Annotated in this window: 21 protein-coding genes; 10 read left to right on the plus strand and 11 right to left on the minus strand. The window is 69.5% G+C overall.

Translation table 11 applies throughout. The features are described from left to right. The first annotated feature begins 2 nt into the window (after window positions 1-2). The 5 genes from ACIOMQ_RS40445 to ACIOMQ_RS40465 all read left to right on the plus strand — a co-directional run bounded on the left by ACIOMQ_RS40445 (window position 3) and on the right by ACIOMQ_RS40465 (window position 4,339). Window positions 3-1,235, plus strand: coding sequence for a CaiB/BaiF CoA transferase family protein (locus ACIOMQ_RS40445; RefSeq protein ID WP_401271131.1), 1,233 nt, complete (start codon window positions 3-5; stop codon window positions 1,233-1,235). Beyond that, window positions 1,232-2,014 carry a crotonase/enoyl-CoA hydratase family protein gene (locus ACIOMQ_RS40450; RefSeq protein ID WP_401759774.1) on the plus strand — a complete coding sequence of 261 codons (783 nt, stop codon included), beginning with the start codon at window positions 1,232-1,234 and terminating at the stop codon, window positions 2,012-2,014. The genes ACIOMQ_RS40445 and ACIOMQ_RS40450 overlap by 4 nt, the downstream gene beginning before the upstream one ends. 68 nt (window positions 2,015-2,082) lie before the next feature. Further along, window positions 2,083-3,375 carry a 3-hydroxyacyl-CoA dehydrogenase NAD-binding domain-containing protein gene (locus ACIOMQ_RS40455; RefSeq protein ID WP_402192724.1) on the plus strand — a complete coding sequence of 431 codons (1,293 nt, stop codon included), beginning with the start codon at window positions 2,083-2,085 and terminating at the stop codon, window positions 3,373-3,375. Beyond that, window positions 3,269-3,991 (plus strand): 3-hydroxyacyl-CoA dehydrogenase, encoded by a 723-nt coding sequence (locus ACIOMQ_RS40460; protein WP_402192727.1) that lies wholly within the window; start codon window positions 3,269-3,271, stop codon window positions 3,989-3,991. Before ACIOMQ_RS40455 ends, ACIOMQ_RS40460 begins: the two co-directional genes overlap by 107 nt. Window positions 3,992-4,093: 102 nt before the next feature. Next, on the plus strand, window positions 4,094-4,339 hold the full coding sequence (locus ACIOMQ_RS40465; protein ID WP_401271139.1) for a hypothetical protein: 246 nt from the start codon (window positions 4,094-4,096) through the stop codon (window positions 4,337-4,339). A 125-nt stretch (window positions 4,340-4,464) separates the two neighbouring features. On the opposite strand, the gene ACIOMQ_RS40470 is transcribed toward ACIOMQ_RS40465, so the two are convergent. The 3 genes from ACIOMQ_RS40470 to ACIOMQ_RS40480 all read right to left on the minus strand — a co-directional run bounded on the left by ACIOMQ_RS40470 (window position 4,465) and on the right by ACIOMQ_RS40480 (window position 5,969). Beyond that, window positions 4,465-4,818 (minus strand): M55 family metallopeptidase, encoded by a 354-nt coding sequence (locus ACIOMQ_RS40470; protein ID WP_401944725.1) that lies wholly within the window; start codon window positions 4,816-4,818, stop codon window positions 4,465-4,467. 142 nt (window positions 4,819-4,960) lie between these two features. Then, complete coding sequence (locus ACIOMQ_RS40475; RefSeq protein WP_401271144.1) at window positions 4,961-5,470, minus strand: GNAT family N-acetyltransferase; 510 nt, start codon at window positions 5,468-5,470, stop codon at window positions 4,961-4,963. A gap of 196 nt (window positions 5,471-5,666) precedes the next feature. Then, on the minus strand, window positions 5,667-5,969 hold the full coding sequence (locus ACIOMQ_RS40480; RefSeq protein ID WP_402192729.1) for a MarR family transcriptional regulator: 303 nt from the start codon (window positions 5,967-5,969) through the stop codon (window positions 5,667-5,669). A 788-nt stretch (window positions 5,970-6,757) separates the two neighbouring features. On the opposite strand from ACIOMQ_RS40480, the gene ACIOMQ_RS40485 reads away from it, so the two are divergent. Then, window positions 6,758-7,111, plus strand: a complete 354-nt coding sequence (locus tag ACIOMQ_RS40485) for an ArsR/SmtB family transcription factor (protein ID WP_401944732.1) — start codon at window positions 6,758-6,760, stop codon at window positions 7,109-7,111. A gap of 258 nt (window positions 7,112-7,369) precedes the next feature. Next, window positions 7,370-7,546 (plus strand): DUF6126 family protein, encoded by a 177-nt coding sequence (locus ACIOMQ_RS40490; RefSeq protein WP_401944734.1) that lies wholly within the window; start codon window positions 7,370-7,372, stop codon window positions 7,544-7,546. A gap of 288 nt (window positions 7,547-7,834) precedes the next feature. On the opposite strand, the gene ACIOMQ_RS40495 is transcribed toward ACIOMQ_RS40490, so the two are convergent. The 8 genes from ACIOMQ_RS40495 to hemC all read right to left on the minus strand — a co-directional run bounded on the left by ACIOMQ_RS40495 (window position 7,835) and on the right by hemC (window position 14,471). Next, window positions 7,835-8,056: an alkylphosphonate utilization protein gene (locus ACIOMQ_RS40495; RefSeq protein WP_389805097.1), complete on the minus strand. Its 222-nt coding sequence runs from the start codon at window positions 8,054-8,056 to the stop codon at window positions 7,835-7,837. A gap of 496 nt (window positions 8,057-8,552) precedes the next feature. Then, window positions 8,553-8,984, minus strand: coding sequence for an ATP-binding protein (locus ACIOMQ_RS40500; protein ID WP_401944736.1), 432 nt, complete (start codon window positions 8,982-8,984; stop codon window positions 8,553-8,555). Further along, entirely contained in the window at window positions 8,981-9,394 is a 414-nt protein-coding gene (locus ACIOMQ_RS40505; RefSeq protein WP_401271163.1) for a pyridoxamine 5'-phosphate oxidase family protein, read from the minus strand. The genes ACIOMQ_RS40500 and ACIOMQ_RS40505 overlap by 4 nt, the downstream gene beginning before the upstream one ends. Next, window positions 9,391-11,118 carry a SulP family inorganic anion transporter gene (locus tag ACIOMQ_RS40510; protein ID WP_401944739.1) on the minus strand — a complete coding sequence of 576 codons (1,728 nt, stop codon included), beginning with the start codon at window positions 11,116-11,118 and terminating at the stop codon, window positions 9,391-9,393. Before ACIOMQ_RS40510 ends, ACIOMQ_RS40505 begins: the two co-directional genes overlap by 4 nt. Continuing rightward, window positions 11,115-11,456, minus strand: a complete 342-nt coding sequence (locus ACIOMQ_RS40515) for an ArsR/SmtB family transcription factor (RefSeq protein WP_401271182.1) — start codon at window positions 11,454-11,456, stop codon at window positions 11,115-11,117. The genes ACIOMQ_RS40510 and ACIOMQ_RS40515 overlap by 4 nt, the downstream gene beginning before the upstream one ends. Before the next feature lie 139 nt (window positions 11,457-11,595). Then, window positions 11,596-11,745, minus strand: coding sequence for a hypothetical protein (locus ACIOMQ_RS40520; protein WP_401944741.1), 150 nt, complete (start codon window positions 11,743-11,745; stop codon window positions 11,596-11,598). A 321-nt stretch (window positions 11,746-12,066) separates the two neighbouring features. Beyond that, window positions 12,067-13,101 carry an NUDIX domain-containing protein gene (locus ACIOMQ_RS40525; RefSeq protein WP_401944743.1) on the minus strand — a complete coding sequence of 345 codons (1,035 nt, stop codon included), beginning with the start codon at window positions 13,099-13,101 and terminating at the stop codon, window positions 12,067-12,069. A gap of 389 nt (window positions 13,102-13,490) precedes the next feature. Continuing rightward, on the minus strand, window positions 13,491-14,471 hold the full coding sequence (hemC, locus tag ACIOMQ_RS40530; RefSeq protein WP_401271173.1) for a hydroxymethylbilane synthase: 981 nt from the start codon (window positions 14,469-14,471) through the stop codon (window positions 13,491-13,493). Window positions 14,472-15,518: 1,047 nt separating this feature from the next. Between hemC and ACIOMQ_RS40535 the strand changes: the two genes are divergently transcribed. From ACIOMQ_RS40535 to lgt, 3 genes are all read left to right on the plus strand, one after another. Continuing rightward, on the plus strand, window positions 15,519-16,043 hold the full coding sequence (locus ACIOMQ_RS40535) for a TetR/AcrR family transcriptional regulator (protein ID WP_401271184.1): 525 nt from the start codon (window positions 15,519-15,521) through the stop codon (window positions 16,041-16,043). Further along, window positions 16,040-16,693 (plus strand): hypothetical protein, encoded by a 654-nt coding sequence (locus ACIOMQ_RS40540; protein ID WP_402192732.1) that lies wholly within the window; start codon window positions 16,040-16,042, stop codon window positions 16,691-16,693. Before ACIOMQ_RS40535 ends, ACIOMQ_RS40540 begins: the two co-directional genes overlap by 4 nt. 101 nt (window positions 16,694-16,794) lie before the next feature. Then, a complete protein-coding gene (gene lgt, locus ACIOMQ_RS40545; RefSeq protein ID WP_402192734.1) occupies window positions 16,795-17,700 on the plus strand; it encodes a prolipoprotein diacylglyceryl transferase in 906 nt (301 codons plus the stop codon). Window positions 17,701-18,162 lie beyond the last annotated feature (462 nt).

The raw sequence follows: 18,162 nt of genomic DNA on the forward strand, positions 1-18,162 counted from the left end.
CGATGACCACCGAAACCGTCTTCACCGGCCTGAGGGTCCTCGACGCGTCGACCTTCATCGCAGGACCGGCCGCGGCCACCGTGCTCTCCGACTTCGGAGCCGACGTCATCAAGATCGAGCCGCCGGGACAGGGCGACCCTCAGCGGCGGCTGGGCTCCGTGCCGCCCAGTCCCCGGGCACAGGCCAACTACAGCTGGCACCTCGCCAACCGCAACAAGCGCGGCATGGTGATCGACCTGAAGTCGCCGGCGGCCACCGAGGTCCTCAGACGACTCGTCGAGTGGGCCGACGTGGTGATCACCAACTTCCCGCACGGCACGCGCGAGAAGCTGCACCTCGGCTACGACGAGGTCGCGGCCTGGAACCCGCGGGTCGTCTACGCCGACATCACGGGGTTCGGGGATGCCGGCCCCGACGCCGGGCAGCCGGGCTTCGACCTGACCGCCTACTGGTCGCGCAGCGGGCTGCTGGCCTCCACCCGGGACAGGGGAGCCCCGCCGACGGTCCCGGTCTGGGGCAGCGGCGACTACATGTCGGCGATCGGGATCTACGCGGCGATCGTGACCGCCCTGTACCGCCGTGAGCGGACGGGACAAGGGGCCAGTGTCGGGACGTCGCTGCTCGCCGAGGGTGTCTGGGCCACGGGAACGCTCGTGGCCGGCGCGCTCGCCGGCGGCACGCCGTTCGAGCTGCACGACCGGAAGGCGCCGACGAACCCGCTGATCAACCCCTACCGCACCGCGGACAACAAATGGTTCATGCTGGTCACCTCACCCCCGCACTGGCCGGGACTGACACGGGCCGTCGGCCACCCCGAGTTGCTCGAAGATCCCCGTTTCGCGGACATCGAGGGCTTCGTCAAGAACTCCACCGCGCTGACCGAACTGCTCGACGCCGAGTTCCGCTCGCGGCCCTTCGCCCACTGGAAGGACGCCCTGAGCCGGGAACGCGTCACCTACAGCCTCCTGCAGACACCGGAGGAGACCGCGCAGGATCCGCAACTGCGCGCGAACGACATCGTCGTGCCGCTGGAAGGAGTCAGCGGGCTCGAATACACCATCAGCAGCCCGGTCAACCTGCGAGGCGTCGCGAAGGTCCCGGCGAAGCGGGCACCGGACCTGGGCGAACACAACGACGAGATCCTTGCCGAGCTGGGATTCGGCCCCGCCGAGGTCACCGAGCTGCGCACCCAGGGAGCGATCCCCGGCACGGCGGAAGGGGAGGCGCCGCGATGAGCACGGCGCCCGATGCGGCCGGCCTGGTGCTCCACGAGCGGCGCGCCGGCGTGCTGACCATCACCATCAACCGTCCGGCGCAGAAGAACGCCGTCGATCACGAGGTCGCGGTACAGCTCGCGGCCGCCGTGGATCTGCTGGACGCGGACCCGGATCTCTCAGTCGGCGTACTCACGGGTGCGGGCGGGGTGTTCAGCGCGGGCATGGACCTGAAGGCATTCGCCAAGGGCGAGCTGCCCCTGCTGCCGGGCCGGGGACTTGGCGGGCTCACCCGTGCGGTGGTGCGCAAGCCGTTGATCGCCGCGGTCGAGGGCTGGGCGCTGGGCGGCGGCTTCGAGCTGGTGCTCGCCTGCGATCTGATCGTCGCGGCAGAGGATGCCCGGTTCGGGTTTCCCGAGGTCGTGCGCGGGCTCGTGGCGGCAGAAGGCGGACTGGTCAGACTGCCGCGCCGCCTTCCGTACCACGTCGCCGCGCGCGTACTGCTCACGGGCGAACCGCTGACCGCCTCCGAAGGCAAGGAGTACGGGCTCGTCAATGAGCTGACCCCACCCGGCGCCGCGCTGGACGGGGCCCGCGAGCTGGCGGGGCGCGTCGCGCGGAACGCCCCGCTGGCGCTGGCGGCCGTCAAGGAGGTCCTGCGTGAAACGCAGAGCCTGAACGAGAGCGACGCGTTCGGGCGGCAGGACGAACTCACGCACGGGCTGGCCACAAGCGAGGACGCGCGAGAAGGCGCGCGAGCGTTCGCAGAGAAGCGCGCCCCCGTCTGGCACGGCCGCTGATGCCGGCCACGTCAGCCTCTTCCCTTCCCCCGCAGCCCGTGTCCGACTTCCAGGAGCAGTGACCAGCCATGAACGTGCACAAACCCGTCCAGCGCGTGGCGATCGTCGGGACCGGCACCATCGGCGCGAGCTGGGCGACGCACTATCTCGTCCGAGGCTTCGACGTCACGGCCACCGACCCCGCCCCCACCGCGGAGGCGGCCCTGCGGTCGTACGTGGGGGCGGCATGGGACGCGGCCGCCTCGATCGGGCTCGCGCCCGACGCCTCGCCCGATCGCCTGAGCTTCACCGCCGACCTGCGTCAGGCCGTCGCGGACGCCGATTTCGTACAGGAGAACGCACCGGAGCGCCCGGAGCTCAAGGTCCGGCTGTTCGCCGACATCGACGATGCCACACCGCCGGACGCGATCATCGCGTCGAGTTCGTCGGGCATCACGATGAGCGTCATCCAGGCCGAGTGCCGGCGTCCGGAGCGAACCGTCATCGGTCATCCCTTCAACCCCCCGCACATCGTCCCGCTGGTCGAGGTCGTCGGCGGCACGAAGACCGCCCTGGAGACGATCCGGGACGCCATGTCGTTCTACGCCGCGATCGGCAAGAAACCGATTCACCTCAAGAAGGAGCTTCCCGGGCACGTCGCCAACCGTATCCAGGCCGCGCTGTACCGCGAGGTCGTCCACCTGGTCCAGGAGGGGGTGCTCGACGTGGCGGACTCCGACGACGCGGTGTCCTGGGGACCGGGACTTCGATGGGGCGTCATGGGCCCCCATCTGCTGTGGCACCTCGGCGGAGGGGAGGGCGGCATCCAGCACTTCATGGACACCCTCATGCCACGGATGGTGGCGTCCTGGCAGGAACTGGGCACCCCCGAATTCACGCCCGAGCTCAAAGAGGAGATCGTGCGCGGCGTCCTGGAGGAGGCGGACGGCCACTCGGTGGACGAACTGGCCGCCCGGCGCGACGCGATGCTCTCGGCCCTGCTGGCCGTGCGCGCCGAGTACGACCCGTCCGGCCGAGTGCCACAGCCGGTCGCCCGGCGAAGGAGGGACCGTGACACGGCGCCGGGAGAGACTGTTCGTGCTCGAGGCCAGCAGTGGCGGTCGCCTGTTCTCCGTGAACCCCGACGGTTCCGACAAGAAGGTCCTTGTCACCGGGTGCAGGCTCCCCGACGGAGTCGCCGTCGATGTCGTGGCCGGGCACATCTACTGGACGAACATGGGCCTTCCGCCGGAGAACGACGGCTCGATCGAACGCGTGGACCTGGACGGAGGCAACCGGACGACGCTCGTTCCCAGCGGCGTCACGTACACGCCGAAGCAGCTCCACTTCGAGGCCACCAACCGGAAGCTGTACTGGGGTGACCGCGAGGGCATGCGCGTGATGCGCTGCGACCTCGACGGCTCGAACGTCGAGACCCTCGTGCAAACGGGACAGGGAGAGGACGACCGCAGCGACGAGACCAGGTGGTGCGTGGGAGTCGCCGTCGACCCTGTCGGCGGACACCTCTACTGGACACAGAAGGGCCCGAGTGACGCGGGGCTTGGGAAGATCCTACGGGCCGGAATCGACCTGCCCGCCGGGGAGGGAGCGGCCGAACGCGGCGACATCGAGGTGCTGTTCGAGGGGCTGCCGGAGCCGATCGACCTGGAGCTCGACCTCGTGGAGCGCATGCTGTACTGGACGGATCGCGGAGACCCGCCACGGGGCAACAGCGTGAATCGCTCACCGATGGAGCCGCCGGACAGGCGGCGGAAGCCCGAGATCCTGTTGACCCACCTCATGGAAGGCATCGGCCTCGCCCTCGATCCGGCCGACGGCCGCATGTACGTGACCGACCTGGCCGGGAACGTCTACGCGGCCGATCTCGACGGATCGAACCGGAGGGAGATCCTCCTCCTGCAGGGCAACCTCACCGGCATTACCCGTGCCGTGCTGACGCCAAGCCCTGGTTCTCCTGGTGAAGGGCATAGGTGCTGACCGGGTTTCGTGGAACGGAGCTCGCGCGACAGGCAGCGTCCAGGTGCCCGGGACCGGATGCCCGTTCGGTCACGTGTCAGTGGGGGCATGCAGGATACGTCCATGAGTGACGACTACCGGCCCGGTGATGTGCTGATGCTGAAGTGCCCGTTCACCGAGACCACGGTCACCGAGGTCTCCCGCTACCACGTCTCCGTATGGTGGCCGTGGTTGGAGGTGGACCCGCAGGCCGAGAGCATCAGGTGGAACGGCCGGCGGGTGCTTCCAACGCCTGAGGCACGCGAAGGGGAGATCTTCCGGACGGACCCGGTGGAGACCGCACTGAAGCCGCAGTGGTCGCCCAGGTGACAGAGGTCGGCAGCCACGCGGAGCAACTGGCGCGGTGGACCGGACTCACTCTTGCGCAACCAGCCGCCCAGCAGCAGTAGCCTCGCCGGAACCGAGCGAGATCAGGTGGCAGGAGCCGCCAGTGGTCAAGGCCCCCGGGCAGGTGGCCGAGATCCCCGGTCAGGGGGCAACGGGTCACCGAAGTCGTGATCCGCGAGGGTGGCAGAAGCGCTGGCAGAGCGGGTCGTGGGCGCCGGGGGTGGTGTGGATCCGGGCGAAGCTGGCGCGCGCGGGCGTAGTTCGGCTGCGAAACGGTCGCGGGCGTACTTCACGGCCACGGTGGTGGCCGAGGTGTCCCACGCCGTCATTTCTTCGCAGGCGCGGTCGTCGCCGGTGAGGACCGCCACGGGAACACCGAGAGCTGCTGCAGTGGCGTGGGCCGGGCCGACCTCGCCCACCGGCCGGCCGTCCAGCCACATGGCCTCGATCTCGTGTCCCACGGGGCCGCTTTGGGAAGCGAGAAGCAGCGAGGTGCGAATCGAACGCCCACGGGTTTCGACAGCATCTGCACGGCGCCGACTGGTGCCCGAAGAAGGGCAGCTGTCTGGCCGACCCCTCAGGCGTCCGCCACCGGGCGGGCGTTCAAAGTTTTCTTCGCATGAGAACGCACATCGTCTCGTAGCGACGGATCACCCCATCAGGTCCTTCCTCGTCCCAGGCGTCGGGCGCGCGGCCGTACGCGGCGTAGCCCAAACGCTCGTAGAGGGCGCGAGCTCGGGGGTTGTTCTCCTCCACGGCGAGTTCGGCCCTGTGCAGGCCGCGGTTCCTGATCCTTTGCTCGGCGGCTCGTATCAGCAGTGTTCCCAGGCCGTGGGACTGCAGTGCCGGGAGCACGGTGAGCTGCCACAAAGTCCCGACTCCCTCCGAAACCTGATAGTCGATACCGCCGATCGCCACCGGAAGGCCCACAGGGGTACACACGGCCAGGTAGTCCACCTCGCCGACCGCCGCGCGCGCCAACTCCCTTTCCACATGGCGCAGATGGGTTGCCGAGCCCGACCAGGTGCAGGCCGGCAGGTCTCGGGGCAGTAGGTCGCGCACGCTGACGGCCAGGACGACGGTGGCATCGGTGGATTCGTGTGCAGTGTTCACGGGTCGTGAGCATGCCGCCTGACGCAATGACACAGCAATGCATTTCCTCGGTCCGGGACCACGATCTGGCGCCGACCCGGCCGCGAACCAACCCCCGCCAACCGATCTCGCTCGTCAATCGGTCCATTGATGAGCGAGATTGACCGAGGGCGTTACCGGCCAGTCGCGGACGGGCGCCCGACCACTCCTCGCCCACCTACGGGCGCAGGTTGGCCAGCGCCTGCGGAGTCAGGTGTCGGGCGAGTACGGCAAGGGCATCGGTGACTTCCTGAATCCGTTTCGGATCGTCAGCACCGAAAGCTTTGGCGAGTGCGTCGTCGATCGTGGTCGCCCGGATCTGTGCCACTCGGTCCGAGAGGTCGGGAGACTGCCTGACCAGGAGGCGGCGACGGTCCGCGGGGTCGGGTGCTGTCGTGATCGCGTCCGTCTCCTTGAGACGGGCGACGGCGGTGGATACCTGACTCTGCGGCAGGCCGGTGCGTGCGGCGATCTCGGCCATCGCACTCCCGAGCGGTTCTAGCGCCTTCTGGACGGGGCCCGCTGGGATGCTGAGGCCCTGCGCGACGAGGTGCGTGACTACGTGGTCGGGCCGACGCCTGGCAGCGGCTCTCCTCGGGCCCGGTAGCCAAAGGACGGCGCCTCTACGACTGGGCCGCTGCGAAACTCCCGGCCAACCTGGTCCTCGACCCCGATCCGCCCACCGGCCACCGGTGGGTTCTGGCCTGCCGCAGCCTCTCCGACCCCAGCGAGCTCGCCTTGTGCATGGCCTATGCCCATACAACGGCCGGCGTGCCCGGACTCGTACGGATCGCAGCCTCCAGATGGGCTGTGGGGGAGTGCTTCCAGGCCGCGAAGAACGAGTGCGGCCTGGATGAATACGAGGTCCGACGTTATACGGGCTGGTACCGGCACATCACTCTCGGCATGCTCGCCCACGGCTTCCTCACCGCAGTCGCCGCCCGTACCGACGCCGCGGTAGGGGGGCCGCAGGAACGAATCCAACTGGGCAACGGCGAGTGTGGCGTAACGCATCACTCCGCCCTAGGATTGAAGAGTTCTGCAATTTGTTAGTTGTCGTATCGGTCAAGGGGTAAGGGTGGAGGGTGTGGTGGTGGGTGTGTTCGCTGACGAAGTAAGGGAGAGGGTCCGTCGGGCGCGGGCCCAGCTTGCGGCAGCTTTGGATGCTGAGGATGCCTATGGAGCGGCCCTGGCGGAGGACGAAGTGGAGGAGGCGCTGCGGATGGCGCGCGAGCACGGCATTCGCACGGATGACGGGGTGGCCGGGGCGTGAGCGCGGTTCAGGTACCTCTCTATCAGGCGAAGGCGGAGTTCTTCCGGATGCTTGGCCATCCGGTCCGTATCCGGGTACTGGAGATGCTGCAGGACGGGCCGCTGCCTGTGCGGGACCTGCTGGCAGAGATCGGGATCGAACCGTCGAGCCTGTCGCAGCAGCTGGCCGTACTGCGCCGTTCCGGGATCGTGACCGCGACCCGTGAGGGCGCCACCGTCGTCTATGAGCTGGCCGGCGGGGATGTGGCGGAGCTGATGCGGGCCGCGCGTCGGATCCTGACCGTGATGCTGGCAGGGCAGCAGGATCTGCTCGAACAGTTGCACAGCGCCGAATCGCGGGCAGCGTCGTGAACCGGGGTATTCGCAGGCACGCGCGCCGAAGGGGTGCGTGCCTGCCGAACGTGAAGCGGCATGCCATGACGGTGCCGCCGGTCCCGGCTTCGGTGAGGGCGGTTCGCGTCAGCACCGCCGAGGCCCTCTCCTCCTTCGGGCTTGCCCCCGATTCCTCGCCGACCGGTGCCGCGCTGCTGGGTTGTGAGTGAACTCGTCGCCGATGCCGTACGGCGCGAGCACGCTACCGAGTACCGGATACAGAACGGGAGTCGGGCCATGAGTGACGGCGCCCGAGACCGGAGTCAGCCTGCCCTTGACGGCGGCGGAGCCGGCGTCGAGTCCTGGAAGGAGAAAGGCGTGGCCTTGCGCGCCTTCTTCTACATCTTCGGCACGCACCTGTTCGCGGGGTTTGTCTGGCTGCTGTTCTACGTGGGCGAGCACGCCCACAAGTGACCATGGCCGGACCGGCCTGGAGCGGCAAAACGCCACTATGGGTGGACCCATGAGCCCGCTGGGGTCGGACTGTCTGCTGAACGCCCATGTGGTTGAAGTTGTGGCGGCCGGCTGGGGGGCGCAGTCGGGCCGTGCGGGCGGTGGGCAGTGCGTGCCTGGTGGACAAGCCTGGTCGCTGGACGCGGCTTTCAGGCTGCCGCACGGCTCAGGGCGGCGGGAAGAAACACCGCACACGCCGTCCCCGTTGTGAGGCACGGGGCGCAGCGCGTGCGACGTGTGCGTCCTGGGTCAGGCCTTCTTCAGGAACTCGGTCTTCAGGACGAGGCCCTTGACCTTCTTGGTGTTGCACTCGATCTCGCCGGCCTGGCTGGTGAGGCGGATGTTTTTGACCAGGGTGCCGCGCTTGAGGGTCTCGGAGGTGCCCTTCACCTTCAGGTCCTTGATCAGGGTGACGGAGTCGCCGTCCTCCAGAACGGTTCCGTTGCTGTCCTTCACGATTACGTCGCTCATGGTTCTTCCTTGCTCGGGTCGTTGCTGTGCATTGCTCGTAGCAGGCTTGGCCGGTGCCGGTGCCGGTGCCGGTGCCGGTGCCGGTGCCGGTGCGTGGGCCGGGCCATTCGTCGGTGCACCATTCCCGTTTGTCCCCGGCCGGGGCTTGGTGGGCGGCGAGGGCGGTGGGCAGGTCGCAGTGGACGGGGACCGGCGGGTGGGTGCCGTCGGGGACGAGGGAGCCGTCGGCGGGGATCGCGGCGAGTTCCAGGCGCCGCCCGTCGCCGTGGAGTTGGCGGGCGGCCTGGGCCACGGCGAGCCGGCCGCCGGCGGACCAGCCACGCAGCTCGGTCAGGTCGAGGATGACCGGTCCGGTGCCGCGTGCCCGGACCCAGCCGATGGCGCCGGCGAACCGGTGGACGGCGTCCGGACCGAGGTATCCGGCGAGAGAGAGGACGCCGAGGCCGGGGTGGGTGGCGTAGCGCCACTGGATGGTCATGGTCGCTGCCTCAATCTTCTAGAGGGGGAGGGTGACCCAGATGCTCTTGCCCTGGCCGTCCGCGTCCCCGCGTACGACCGCGGTGCCCCCGAGCTGGAGGGTCAGCTCAGCAACGGTGGCCAGGCCGGTATTGCTGGTGCCCGGGCTGGTGCCTGTGGTGTGGAGGGTGGGCCGGTAGGGGTGGCGGTCGTGGACGGCGAACACGAACGTGTCCGGCCCGCCTGCGAAGATGACCGTCAGGTTCGGGGAGAGCGCGGCGGCGTGACGCACGCTGTTGGTCACCAGCTCCGCCAGGATCAGCAGCGCGGGATCCACGTTCGGATGGCGGTGGCTGACCCCCCACTCCGTCAGTACCTGCTCCGCCGTCTCACGTGCGATCCGCACGGCCGAGCCCATGGTGGGCAGGGTCAGCACATGCCGGTACGGCAAGGTTTCGAGCTGCGTACTCACATGGTCTCCGGGGAGAGGAGGCGGAAGCCGTTGACTGCCTGCGGGCGGATCCGTACGAGGGTGTCGTGCGGGCCGTAGGTCCAGCCCGGCAGCGTACGGCGGTAGTGGGCTGCCTCGTCCGTGTCCGTGACGACCTCGGCCGGTCCGGTCATGGTGACGGTCCAGCCGGTGCCGCCGGGCCCCTTGATCTCGTCCGCCTGGTAGGTCGGTGCGACTCGGTCGGCCAGGGCGGCCTCCTGGGTCGGGGTGCGGGCGATCAGGTGTCCGTACTGCAGGACGTGCACGGCCGGGCGGACCACGGCGCTCTCGCGCCGGAAGTGGACCAGGCGCCCTTGGCCGGTGCTTTCCAGCAGCCACAGGGCCTCCGCGGCGGACACCTCGGCCATGCGAAGGGTGGTGGGGGCAGTCATCGGGAAGCCTGTCCGGTGGCAGGGGCGATTCGGCTGGGGGCGGGCAGCAGCCCGGTCTTCTGCAGGTGGGCACGGGCCCCGGCGATGGCCTGCGGAGTGGAGGCGTACTCGCGCCCCTCCCGCTGCAACAGGCCCAAAGCGCCGACGGATTCGAGGGCCTGGCGCTGGCCGGGGCGGATGCCGGAGGTCATCACGGCGATGCCGCGCCGGTTCAGCTTCTCCACGGCGTCCTTCAACACGAGGGCGCCGGTGGCGTCCATGGTCGTGATCCGCGACATCCGCAGGATCACCACGCGCACGTCGGCGACCTCGGAGAGTTCGAGGAGGAAACGGTGGGCGCCGGCGAAGAACAGCGGACCGTCGATCCGGTACGCGACGATGTGCTCGGCCAGCAGCGCATGCTCCTCCTCGCTGTGCTCGCCGGGCAGATCGGGCCGGAAGTCCACCGGCTCGATCCGGGCCTGGCGGGCCACCGCACGAAGCGCCAGCGCCCCGGCCACCACCAGGCCGATGACGACTGCGTAGATGAGGTCGAGTGCCAGGGTGGCAGCCGCGGTCAGGACGAGGACAAGCGCGTCGGAGCGGGTCGCGCGTGCCATTGCCCGCAGCGAGCCGACCTCGACCATGCGGACCGCGGTCGCGATCAGCACACCCGCCAGCGCGGCCAGCGGGATCCTGGAGACCAGTGGGGCTGCGGCGAACACGATGACGGCGAGAACGGCGGCGTGGGTGAGCGCGGCCAGCCGGGAGCCCGCGCCGGTACGGACGTTGACCGCGGTACGGGCTATGGCGGCCGTCGCCGGGACACCGCCGAACAGAGGGGCAGCCAGGTTCGCGATGCCCTGCCCGAACAGTTCCTTGTCCGGGTCGTGCTTCTGCCCGACCGTCATGCCGTCCGCGACGGTGGCCGACAGCAGCGACTCCAGCGCCGCGAGCGCGGCGACCGCGACCGCAGGGGCGATCAGCGAACCGAGGGACGACAGATCCAGGAAGCCGAGCGAAGGAGCAGGCAGCCCGGAGGGCAGATCCCCGATCGGGGCGGCCCCGCCGAGGTGGAAGAGCTGGGCGGCCACCGTGGCGGCGATCACCGCGACGATGGAGAAGGGGATGGTCGGGCGCCAGCGTGCGCCCAGCAGCATCACGGCCGTGACACCGGCCGCAAGAGCGACAGCGGTCCAGTTCGGAGCCTTCGCGAACTCCTCGAACGCGCGCCAGGTCACCGCCAAGACCTTGTCGCCCTCCGGCTTGGCCACGCCGAGCGCACTCGGGACCTGCTGCAATCCGATGACGCAAGCAATGCCCAGAGTGAATCCCTCCACCACCGGGGCAGGGACATACCGCATGTACTGGCCGGCCTTCAACAGGGCGAGCACGACCAGCAGGCCACCGGCCATCAGCCCGACCGTCAGCACTCCGCCGGGCCCGTACTGGGCGACGATCGGTACCAGCACCACCGTCATTGCCCCTGTGGGGCCGGAGACCTGGAGATTCGAGCCGCCGAACAGCGCCGCCAAAGCGCCCGCCACCACGGCGGTCGCCAACCCGGCTTCCGCACCGAGCCCCGAGGAGACACCGAACCCGAGGGCAAGCGGCAGGGCCACAATGGCGACAGTGAGGCCGGCGAGCAGGTCACGGCGCGGATTACGGGCCATGACCGCGTAGTCGGCGCGGGCAGGCAACAGGGAGCGCACCCGATCCCAGGACCGGGCCGGCAACACACTCACTCGGCCGCTACCTCTGCTTCCCGCAACTCGGCCAGGAGTTCGTTCTGTCCGCTCAGCATCTCCGTGAGGATCCTCCGCGCCGCCCGCATCAGGTCCGCGACGTCGCCGCCGGCCAGCTCGTACACCACCGTCGAGCCCTCCCGGGCAGCGGTCACGATCCCCGAGCGGCGCAACACCGCCAGCTGCTGCGACAGCGCAGACGGCTCCACATCGATCGCTGCCAGGAGATCGCGTACCGGCATCGGTCCGCCCTGCAGCAGTTCCAGCACCCGTATGCGCACCGGGTGCCCGAGCATCCGGAAGAACTCGGCCTTGGCCTGATACAGCGGAACCGGCACGGTCTCGAACACTCCCATCACCCAGGTGTCTGGGACATCGCTGGCACTGTGCCCGCGGCTACCTACGGACACAGCCTCTACAGCATGTATCGAATTGCAAAATTATGCAATTCATTGATCCGGTACTCGCTCTTCGGCCTCATCCGTGGACCATGGGCACGTTCTCCGGCTGTGTCACGTCGGACGCCGAATGGAGCCGGCCGACGTCGGCGAGCGCGTGCAGGGCGCGCAAGACCCCTGTACGGAGATCCGCGGGCATCTGGATCGTCAGCGAGGGGGCTCCGGTCATGTCTTCTACGCTTGCGGGTTCCTCCAGGGGAGCCGATGGTGAGGCAGGGCCGCTGCCGGACCGAGCGGCAATTCCCGGCCCACGTGCGGAGTGGAACCGCCTGCCGGGTGCCGCCGACTGCCGCTTGCCGGTGCGCAGGGCGGGGCACAGGCCGATACCCGGGGAAGCTGGGCAGCGTCCGTTCCCAGGAGGGCGACTTCGCGCGACGTGGCAAGAGCGGCGGCGTGCGGAGACCTGACGAGACCGGTCGTTTCAGCGGCATGGCTTGTGTCGAGGTGGCGTTGCACTCCCTGATACCTCACCGGACGAACCCAGTGCGGGTCACCGGGCGATTCCCTCAGCAGGGAGTTCCGTGATGGGGGAGGGTGCTGCGGGCGGGATGCCCCATCGTTCGTGGGCCAGGCGAGCGGCTTGGGCCGCCTGTTGGTAGCCCTGATCGCCCCAGCCGAGCAGGGCGGCAGCCTGCTCGGGCGCGGCCAGGAGCCGGGCGAACTGGTGGCCGCTGGCAGGGTCTGTCGCGGACGGGCCCACTGCGGTGATCGGCGCGGCCAGCCGCAGCCGCGCGCACTCGCCGATGCCACCGTAGACATCACCGGTGGCGTCGTAGACCCATCCCAGCCGTTCAATCTTTCCCGGGGCGAGGGTCAGCTGCGCTTCTTCGGCGGCCTCGCGCACCAGCGCGGCCTCCGGGGACGCATCTGCGGGCTCGACCGTGCCGCCGGGCAGCGTGGCCAGCGGTTCAGTGGGGTCAATGACCAGGACAACTCTGCCGTCAGGCATGAAGAGCCAGCCCCAGGCTTGGTGGACCGGGAGTTGGTCGGGGACGCGGTCGGGATGCCACGGCCACTCGCGTCCGTCCCGGGGCCGGGCGTGCACCTGGTACAGGTCCAGTGGTGGCACCGCCCCGACATGCCGGCCGCCTTCGAGGTGGGCGGTCGTGCCGGCCAGGCGAGCGCGCAGCGCGGCCAGCATGATCTGTGCGTCCACGGGGATCATTCGCTCGGCCGCCGCCCGGGAGTCGAGGAACTCGTATCCGAGCAGCTCGTCCGCGGGCAGGCGGAGGGCAGCGATGTCCCGCTCGGTCAGGGTCCCGCCGTCCAGCACGTAGCGCACCTCGCCCGGGAAAGGCAGGTCCGGAGCGACGTCCGGATGTCCCGGGGCGAGCCAGTTCACGGCCAGCACCCGCCCAGGCGTCCTCAACAGGCCGAGCTCTTCGTCTACTTCGCGACGACAAGCCTGCTCAGGGCCTTCACCCGGCTCGGCACCACCACCCGGCAGCAGCCACTGCCTGCGGTAGGTCGGCTTGACCAGCAGGACACGGCCGAGCCCGTCCGTGAACACCGCCGCTGCGCTCAACCAGACAGAATGGCGTGATCGGGCGTAACTCTCCTGGGACATCTTCGGCTGCTCCGGTACGGCGGCTGCGCCATTGTGCGCGGGGGTATTCATACCTGCTCCCGTCTCTTGCGTTCGTGGTGCACGGCATTGGTGTGTTCTGCGAGCCTGGCGGCACAGACCCGGACGCGATAGCCCGTGCGGTGGCGCCGTCCCGGCCTCGGAACGAGGGCCGGCCCTGGGACGAGTGCGTGATTGAGGTGAAGGCAATGAGTACGGACACCGCGCCGATGCGGGCCCACAGATCGGCAAAGTATCCACCTGACCGGTGAGCGTTCGCGCGCGACCTGCTGAACTGGCCCGTCAGCAGCACGGCAGGCGGCGCGAACGCAGCCTTGTCCGTCCGGTTTTCAGCTGATGCGGTTCCGGGTGTCGTGTCCGGCTGCGAGGAGCCGGGCAGCACCGGCGGCCAGTAGTTGCTGACCGGTGCGGTGTCCGGTGTTACCGGCTTCGGTGCAGGGGCCGGACGCGCTGGCGGTGAGGGGGGCGTTGCCGGCCGGGTCGAGGACGGCGGCGTGCACGGTGAGTTGCCGGCCGTCCGGGTCGAGGACGGCATGGGCGGAGGCTGCGGTGAGGCATCCGCCCATGAGGGCGGCAAGGGTGGCGCGTTCGGCGGTGTACTGGAGCTCGGTGGGCGTGTGGGTGAGAGTGGTGAGCAGGCTGTGGGTCGCGGTGTCGCCGGTGCGGTGCTCGATGGTGACGATTCCCGCTCCGGACGCCGGCAGCCACCGGGCCGGGTCGAGGATCTCACTGGCGCGATCGGTGTGGCCCAGGCGGCGTAGACCCGCGTACGCGGCAATCATCACGTCCGCGCCCAGGGTTCCGGCATCCAGCCGGGTCAGCCGCCGGTCTGCGTTCCCGCGGATCGCAACCGGGACCAGGCGTGGGTGCAGGGCGCGCAGGAGAGCGGCACGGCGGGGTGCGCTGGTACCCACGCGCGTGCCTGGCGGCAGGTCAGTGAGACGGGTGGGCGGGTGCCCCGTGGGCAGGACCAGGGCGTCGCGGGCATCCTCGCGGGGCAGGACGGCGCCGAGGCTGATGCCGGGGGCCCGGTCGTGCTCGGACGGTACGTCTTTGGCGCACGCGATCGTCGCGTCCACCCGCCCGTCGAGCAGGAGGGTGTCGGCGCGGCGGGTGAAGGCGCCCTTCCCGCCGATCTGGGCCAGCGGGCCGCGGTGCGCGTCGCCCTCGGAGACCACGTGGATGATCTCCAGAGTGATGTCCGGGTGCCGGTGGCGGAAGAGGCCGGCGAACCGGTCCGTCTGTTCGAGGGCCATGGGGCTGGGCCGGGTAGCGAGCCGCAGGACGGAAGTGGTGGTCGGGGCTGACATGGGCTGCTCCGCAGGGTGTTGGGGGGCAGGGTGTATGGGTGGGCCATCGCTGTTCGGGCGTCCGGCCGCGGACGGTAGCCGTCCACGAACAATCCCGGCTCCTTCTGGAGGGCGCGCACCAGGGTGATGACGGTCCGGACGGTCAGGTACAGGGGGATCAGCAGGCCCGGAAGGTTGCGGTGTGCGACCGAGATCCGGTTGCGGGCGGCGAACCGGTAGAAGAGGCAGTGCCTCGCCGGGGTGGTCACGGGGTGGTGTATACAGATGGTTGCTGCTTACCAGCTGGTATATCCGCGCGCCCAGCATCGGTACGCCAGGTCGAGGCCCTCGTGTTCTTCGCGCCAAGCATGTCTCATGAGACATCGGGACGCCGATGAAAGGCGTCTGGTAGCACCGACGAAACGGGCTCACTCCCCTCTCTGGCCCACAGTGCAATGCAGCGACCGGGGTCGGATGACCGCGGTCATGCGCTTGCCGGCGCTGCGGCCTGTTCGCGGCACTTCCGTCACCTCGGCGAGGAGCAGTTGGGCGCCGGCCGCGGTTGGGGTTGACGGCCAGCCAGGTAGAACTCGTCGAGCAGAACTGGGCGTTCAGGCTCGGCCGGTCGGCCTTCGCCACCCTCCGGACTTGACGGCTAACACCGGTAGCCGTAGCGTGGCACCCCCGTGGCTAACGGTGTTAGCCACGTCGGTTGGTCGCAACGTGAGAGGGCCGCAGTGAACACCGCCACAGCCAGCAGCACCCCGTGCGGCAGTGTCCCGACCCGGCCCCGCCGGGGTGTAAGGGAGGCGCCGGCGCTTCCCTCCGGGGCGTTGGAGGTCCCCGGGGAGGAGCACCAACCGCCGGCCGTCGCCGCGCGCGTGTTCCTCGCCGGACCGGGCCCGTTCCCGCGGAACCCTGCGAAGCGCACCGGAGGAATCCGGTATCCCGGGCTCGCCGCATCCCCCTTCCCACTCATCGTCCGGATGCCGGCTTCCGGATCCGGACGGCCTACCGGCATCGCGATCGCGCGGACGGCCCGCCGTGGTTGACCGTGCGCAGCAGATCATGGCCGCCGCCCGGGAACTGCTCGACGCCGAAGGGCCGGATGGGTTGTCGATGCGGCGCATCGCCGAGCGTGTCGGCATCCGAGCGCCTTCGTTGTACAAGCACTTTCCTGACAAGGCCGCTGTCGAGGCCGGGCTCCAGGCGCAGGGGATGACCCAGTTGGCGGAGGAACTGGAGGCCGCCGAAGCCGAGATCGGCGCCGAACCGCCCCTGTTTGTGCTCGCCCGTGCCTACCGACGGCACGCTCTCGCCAGCCCGCACCTCTACCGCATCACCCATAGTCGGCCGCTCGCCCGCACCGCACTTCCCGAAGGACTCGAAGATCGCGCGGCGACGCCGCTGGCCCACGCGGTGCACGGCGACATTGACATCGCGCGCTCGTTCTGGGCATTCGCGCACGGCATGGTGGTGCTCGAACTCGACGGCCGCTTCCCGCCCGACGCGGACCTGGACGCCGCATGGCGCACCGGCTGCGAGGCGTTCGCCCAGCCAATCCGAAACAGGACCGGGGGAGAGACCGCATGACCACAATCGCCAAGGAGCCTGCTGCCGGCATCACCACTTGCGCTGCCGGATACACACATGCCGCGGCATGGATTCTCGGGCTTGCCGCCGCATGGGGAGCCACACCCGAAGTCGGTGACACACACGCCGGGATCACGGCCGCGTACGCCGACCGGTCGGTCCAGGCGGTGGCCCAGGCGCTGCTCGTTCACGGTGTGGCGGCTGTCGGCCTGGTGGTCGTCGGATCTGGACTGCTCGACTGGGCCCGCCGTACCAGCAACACTGCGGCTCGTTTGGCCGGATGGGCCGGGAGAGTCGCGGGGGCGCTCGCATTCGTGCAACTCGTCGTGGAACTGATCGCGGTACCTGGAGCCGACCCAGCGTCACCGGGCAGGACCGGCGCGCTGTTCGAGGCGAGCCAACGTGCGGACGGTGTCAAGATGTTCGTGCTCGCCGTGCTCGCCGCGGCTGCCTGCGTGGCCTCGCGGCACGGCACATTGCTGCGGCGTTGGGAGGTCGTCATCGGCTGGGTCCTCGCCGCCACGATCACCGCGTCCGGCATCGGCTACCTGCTCCTGTCCACCGCCTTGACCCCGGCGGCATTCATTTCACTGCCCTTGCTGCTGATCTGGATCGCCGCACTCGGCGCAGCCCTCGGGCGCCGGCACTGAGCGCTCGCTCGACCGGAAGGGCTCTGATCAAGGGTCTCAGGAAGTTGTTCGGTGCACGCCTGATTACCAGTCCGCCTGACTGAGCCTCCTACGGAGTGACCATGGATCTCGCCTACCTTCCCAGCCCTTCGACCGGGGTCCTTCACCTCGGCCCGGTTCCGTTGAGGGCGTACGCCTTCTGCATCATCCTGGGCGTGTTCGTGGCCGTCTGGCTCGGCAACCGGCGCTGGGTTGCGCGGGGCGGGGATCAGGGCGTCATCGCGGACGTCACCATCTGGGCAGTGCCGTTCGGCATCGCCGGTGGACGGCTGTACCACGTGATCACCAGCCCCGACGCTTACTTCGGTGAACATGGCGAGCCGATCCGAGCGTTGTACGTGTGGGAGGGCGGGCTCGGTATCTGGGGCGCCATCGCCCTGGGCGGGGTCGGCGCGTGGATCGGCTGCCGTCGCCGCCGCATTCCCTTCCCCGCCTTCGCGGACGCGGTCGCCCCTGGCATAGCCCTGGCCCAGGCGATCGGCCGCTGGGGCAACTGGTTCAACCAGGAACTCTACGGCCGCCCCACCACGCTTCCCTGGGGCCTGGAGATCGACCGCGCGCACCGTCCGTCCGGCATGCTCGACATCGCGACGTACCACCCCACCTTCCTCTACGAGGCCCTCTGGGACATCGGCGTCGCCGCACTGACCCTCTGGGCGGCCCGCCGGTTCGCGCTCGGTCACGGCAGGACCTTCGCCCTGTACGTCGCCGCCTACACGGGCGGCCGGTTCTGGACCGAGTACCTGCGCATCGACGAGTCCCACACGTTCCTCGGCCTGCGCCTGAACAACTGGACCTCCGCCGCGGTCTTCCTCGGCGCCCTCGCCTGCCTCGTCGTATCGGCCCGCCGCCACCCGGGCATCGAGGACGTGTCGCGACCGAAGGCCGAGGGCGGCAACGAGAGGGCCGACGAGCCGCGCCTGGCCGTCGCCGTCAAGACAGGAGGAGCGACGCACGATGACACGTGAGACCGTCAGCGCCATCACGAGCCCCGGGCCACACAGGACGGTGCCGAGCTCTGCTGCCTGATGAACGAGTCCGCGCTGCGGAACGTGGTCGGAGATGCCGAGATCATGCACCGGGAGATCGCTTGCGGAAGACGGCCCGCACCTCACCTTCGACCTGGCGGCCCGGACCTCCTTCACCCACCAGATCGCGGGTTGCCCCTCGGCGTAGGAGGGGCGACTCGCTTCACCCAACCCTTGTAACCATCAACCAGGCTGAGGCCTGGCCGGGTTGATTCCCCGGCGAGGCCGCTCCAGCGTGAACTCGGCTTGGATCACAGGCAGATCCTCGTTTCGCTTGATGTGGCCTGCCGGTGATCTTGACGAGAAGCTAAGCTTGGCGTTTAATCGCGGCAAGATCATTGCTTGTTAGGGTTCGCCGTTTGCCTGACAACGGGCACGGCCGCCCGTGATTCTTCGGAGTGT

It is taken from the genome of Streptomyces sp. NPDC087845 (assembly GCF_044742755.1).
Lineage (GTDB): Bacteria > Actinomycetota > Actinomycetes > Streptomycetales > Streptomycetaceae > Streptomyces.

Coding starts and splice junctions, on each gene's coding strand:
- ACIOMQ_RS40520 (WP_401944741.1), bottom strand. CDS start 11,745: ATGACCGGAGCCCCCTCGCTGACGATCCAGATGCCCGCGGATCTCCGT.
- ACIOMQ_RS40465 (WP_401271139.1), top strand. CDS start 4,094: ATGAGTGACGACTACCGGCCCGGTGATGTGCTGATGCTGAAGTGCCCG.
- ACIOMQ_RS40455 (WP_402192724.1), top strand. CDS start 2,083: ATGAACGTGCACAAACCCGTCCAGCGCGTGGCGATCGTCGGGACCGGC.
- ACIOMQ_RS40505 (WP_401271163.1), bottom strand. CDS start 9,394: ATGACTGCCCCCACCACCCTTCGCATGGCCGAGGTGTCCGCCGCGGAG.
- ACIOMQ_RS40480 (WP_402192729.1), bottom strand. CDS start 5,969: ATGGCCGAGATCGCCGCACGCACCGGCCTGCCGCAGAGTCAGGTATCC.
- ACIOMQ_RS40450 (WP_401759774.1), top strand. CDS start 1,232: ATGAGCACGGCGCCCGATGCGGCCGGCCTGGTGCTCCACGAGCGGCGC.
- ACIOMQ_RS40490 (WP_401944734.1), top strand. CDS start 7,370: ATGAGTGACGGCGCCCGAGACCGGAGTCAGCCTGCCCTTGACGGCGGC.
- ACIOMQ_RS40495 (WP_389805097.1), bottom strand. CDS start 8,056: ATGAGCGACGTAATCGTGAAGGACAGCAACGGAACCGTTCTGGAGGAC.
- lgt (WP_402192734.1), top strand. CDS start 16,795: ATGGATCTCGCCTACCTTCCCAGCCCTTCGACCGGGGTCCTTCACCTC.
- ACIOMQ_RS40445 (WP_401271131.1), top strand. CDS start 3: ATGACCACCGAAACCGTCTTCACCGGCCTGAGGGTCCTCGACGCGTCG.
- hemC (WP_401271173.1), bottom strand. CDS start 14,471: ATGTCAGCCCCGACCACCACTTCCGTCCTGCGGCTCGCTACCCGGCCC.
- ACIOMQ_RS40535 (WP_401271184.1), top strand. CDS start 15,519: ATGGCCGCCGCCCGGGAACTGCTCGACGCCGAAGGGCCGGATGGGTTG.
- ACIOMQ_RS40540 (WP_402192732.1), top strand. CDS start 16,040: ATGACCACAATCGCCAAGGAGCCTGCTGCCGGCATCACCACTTGCGCT.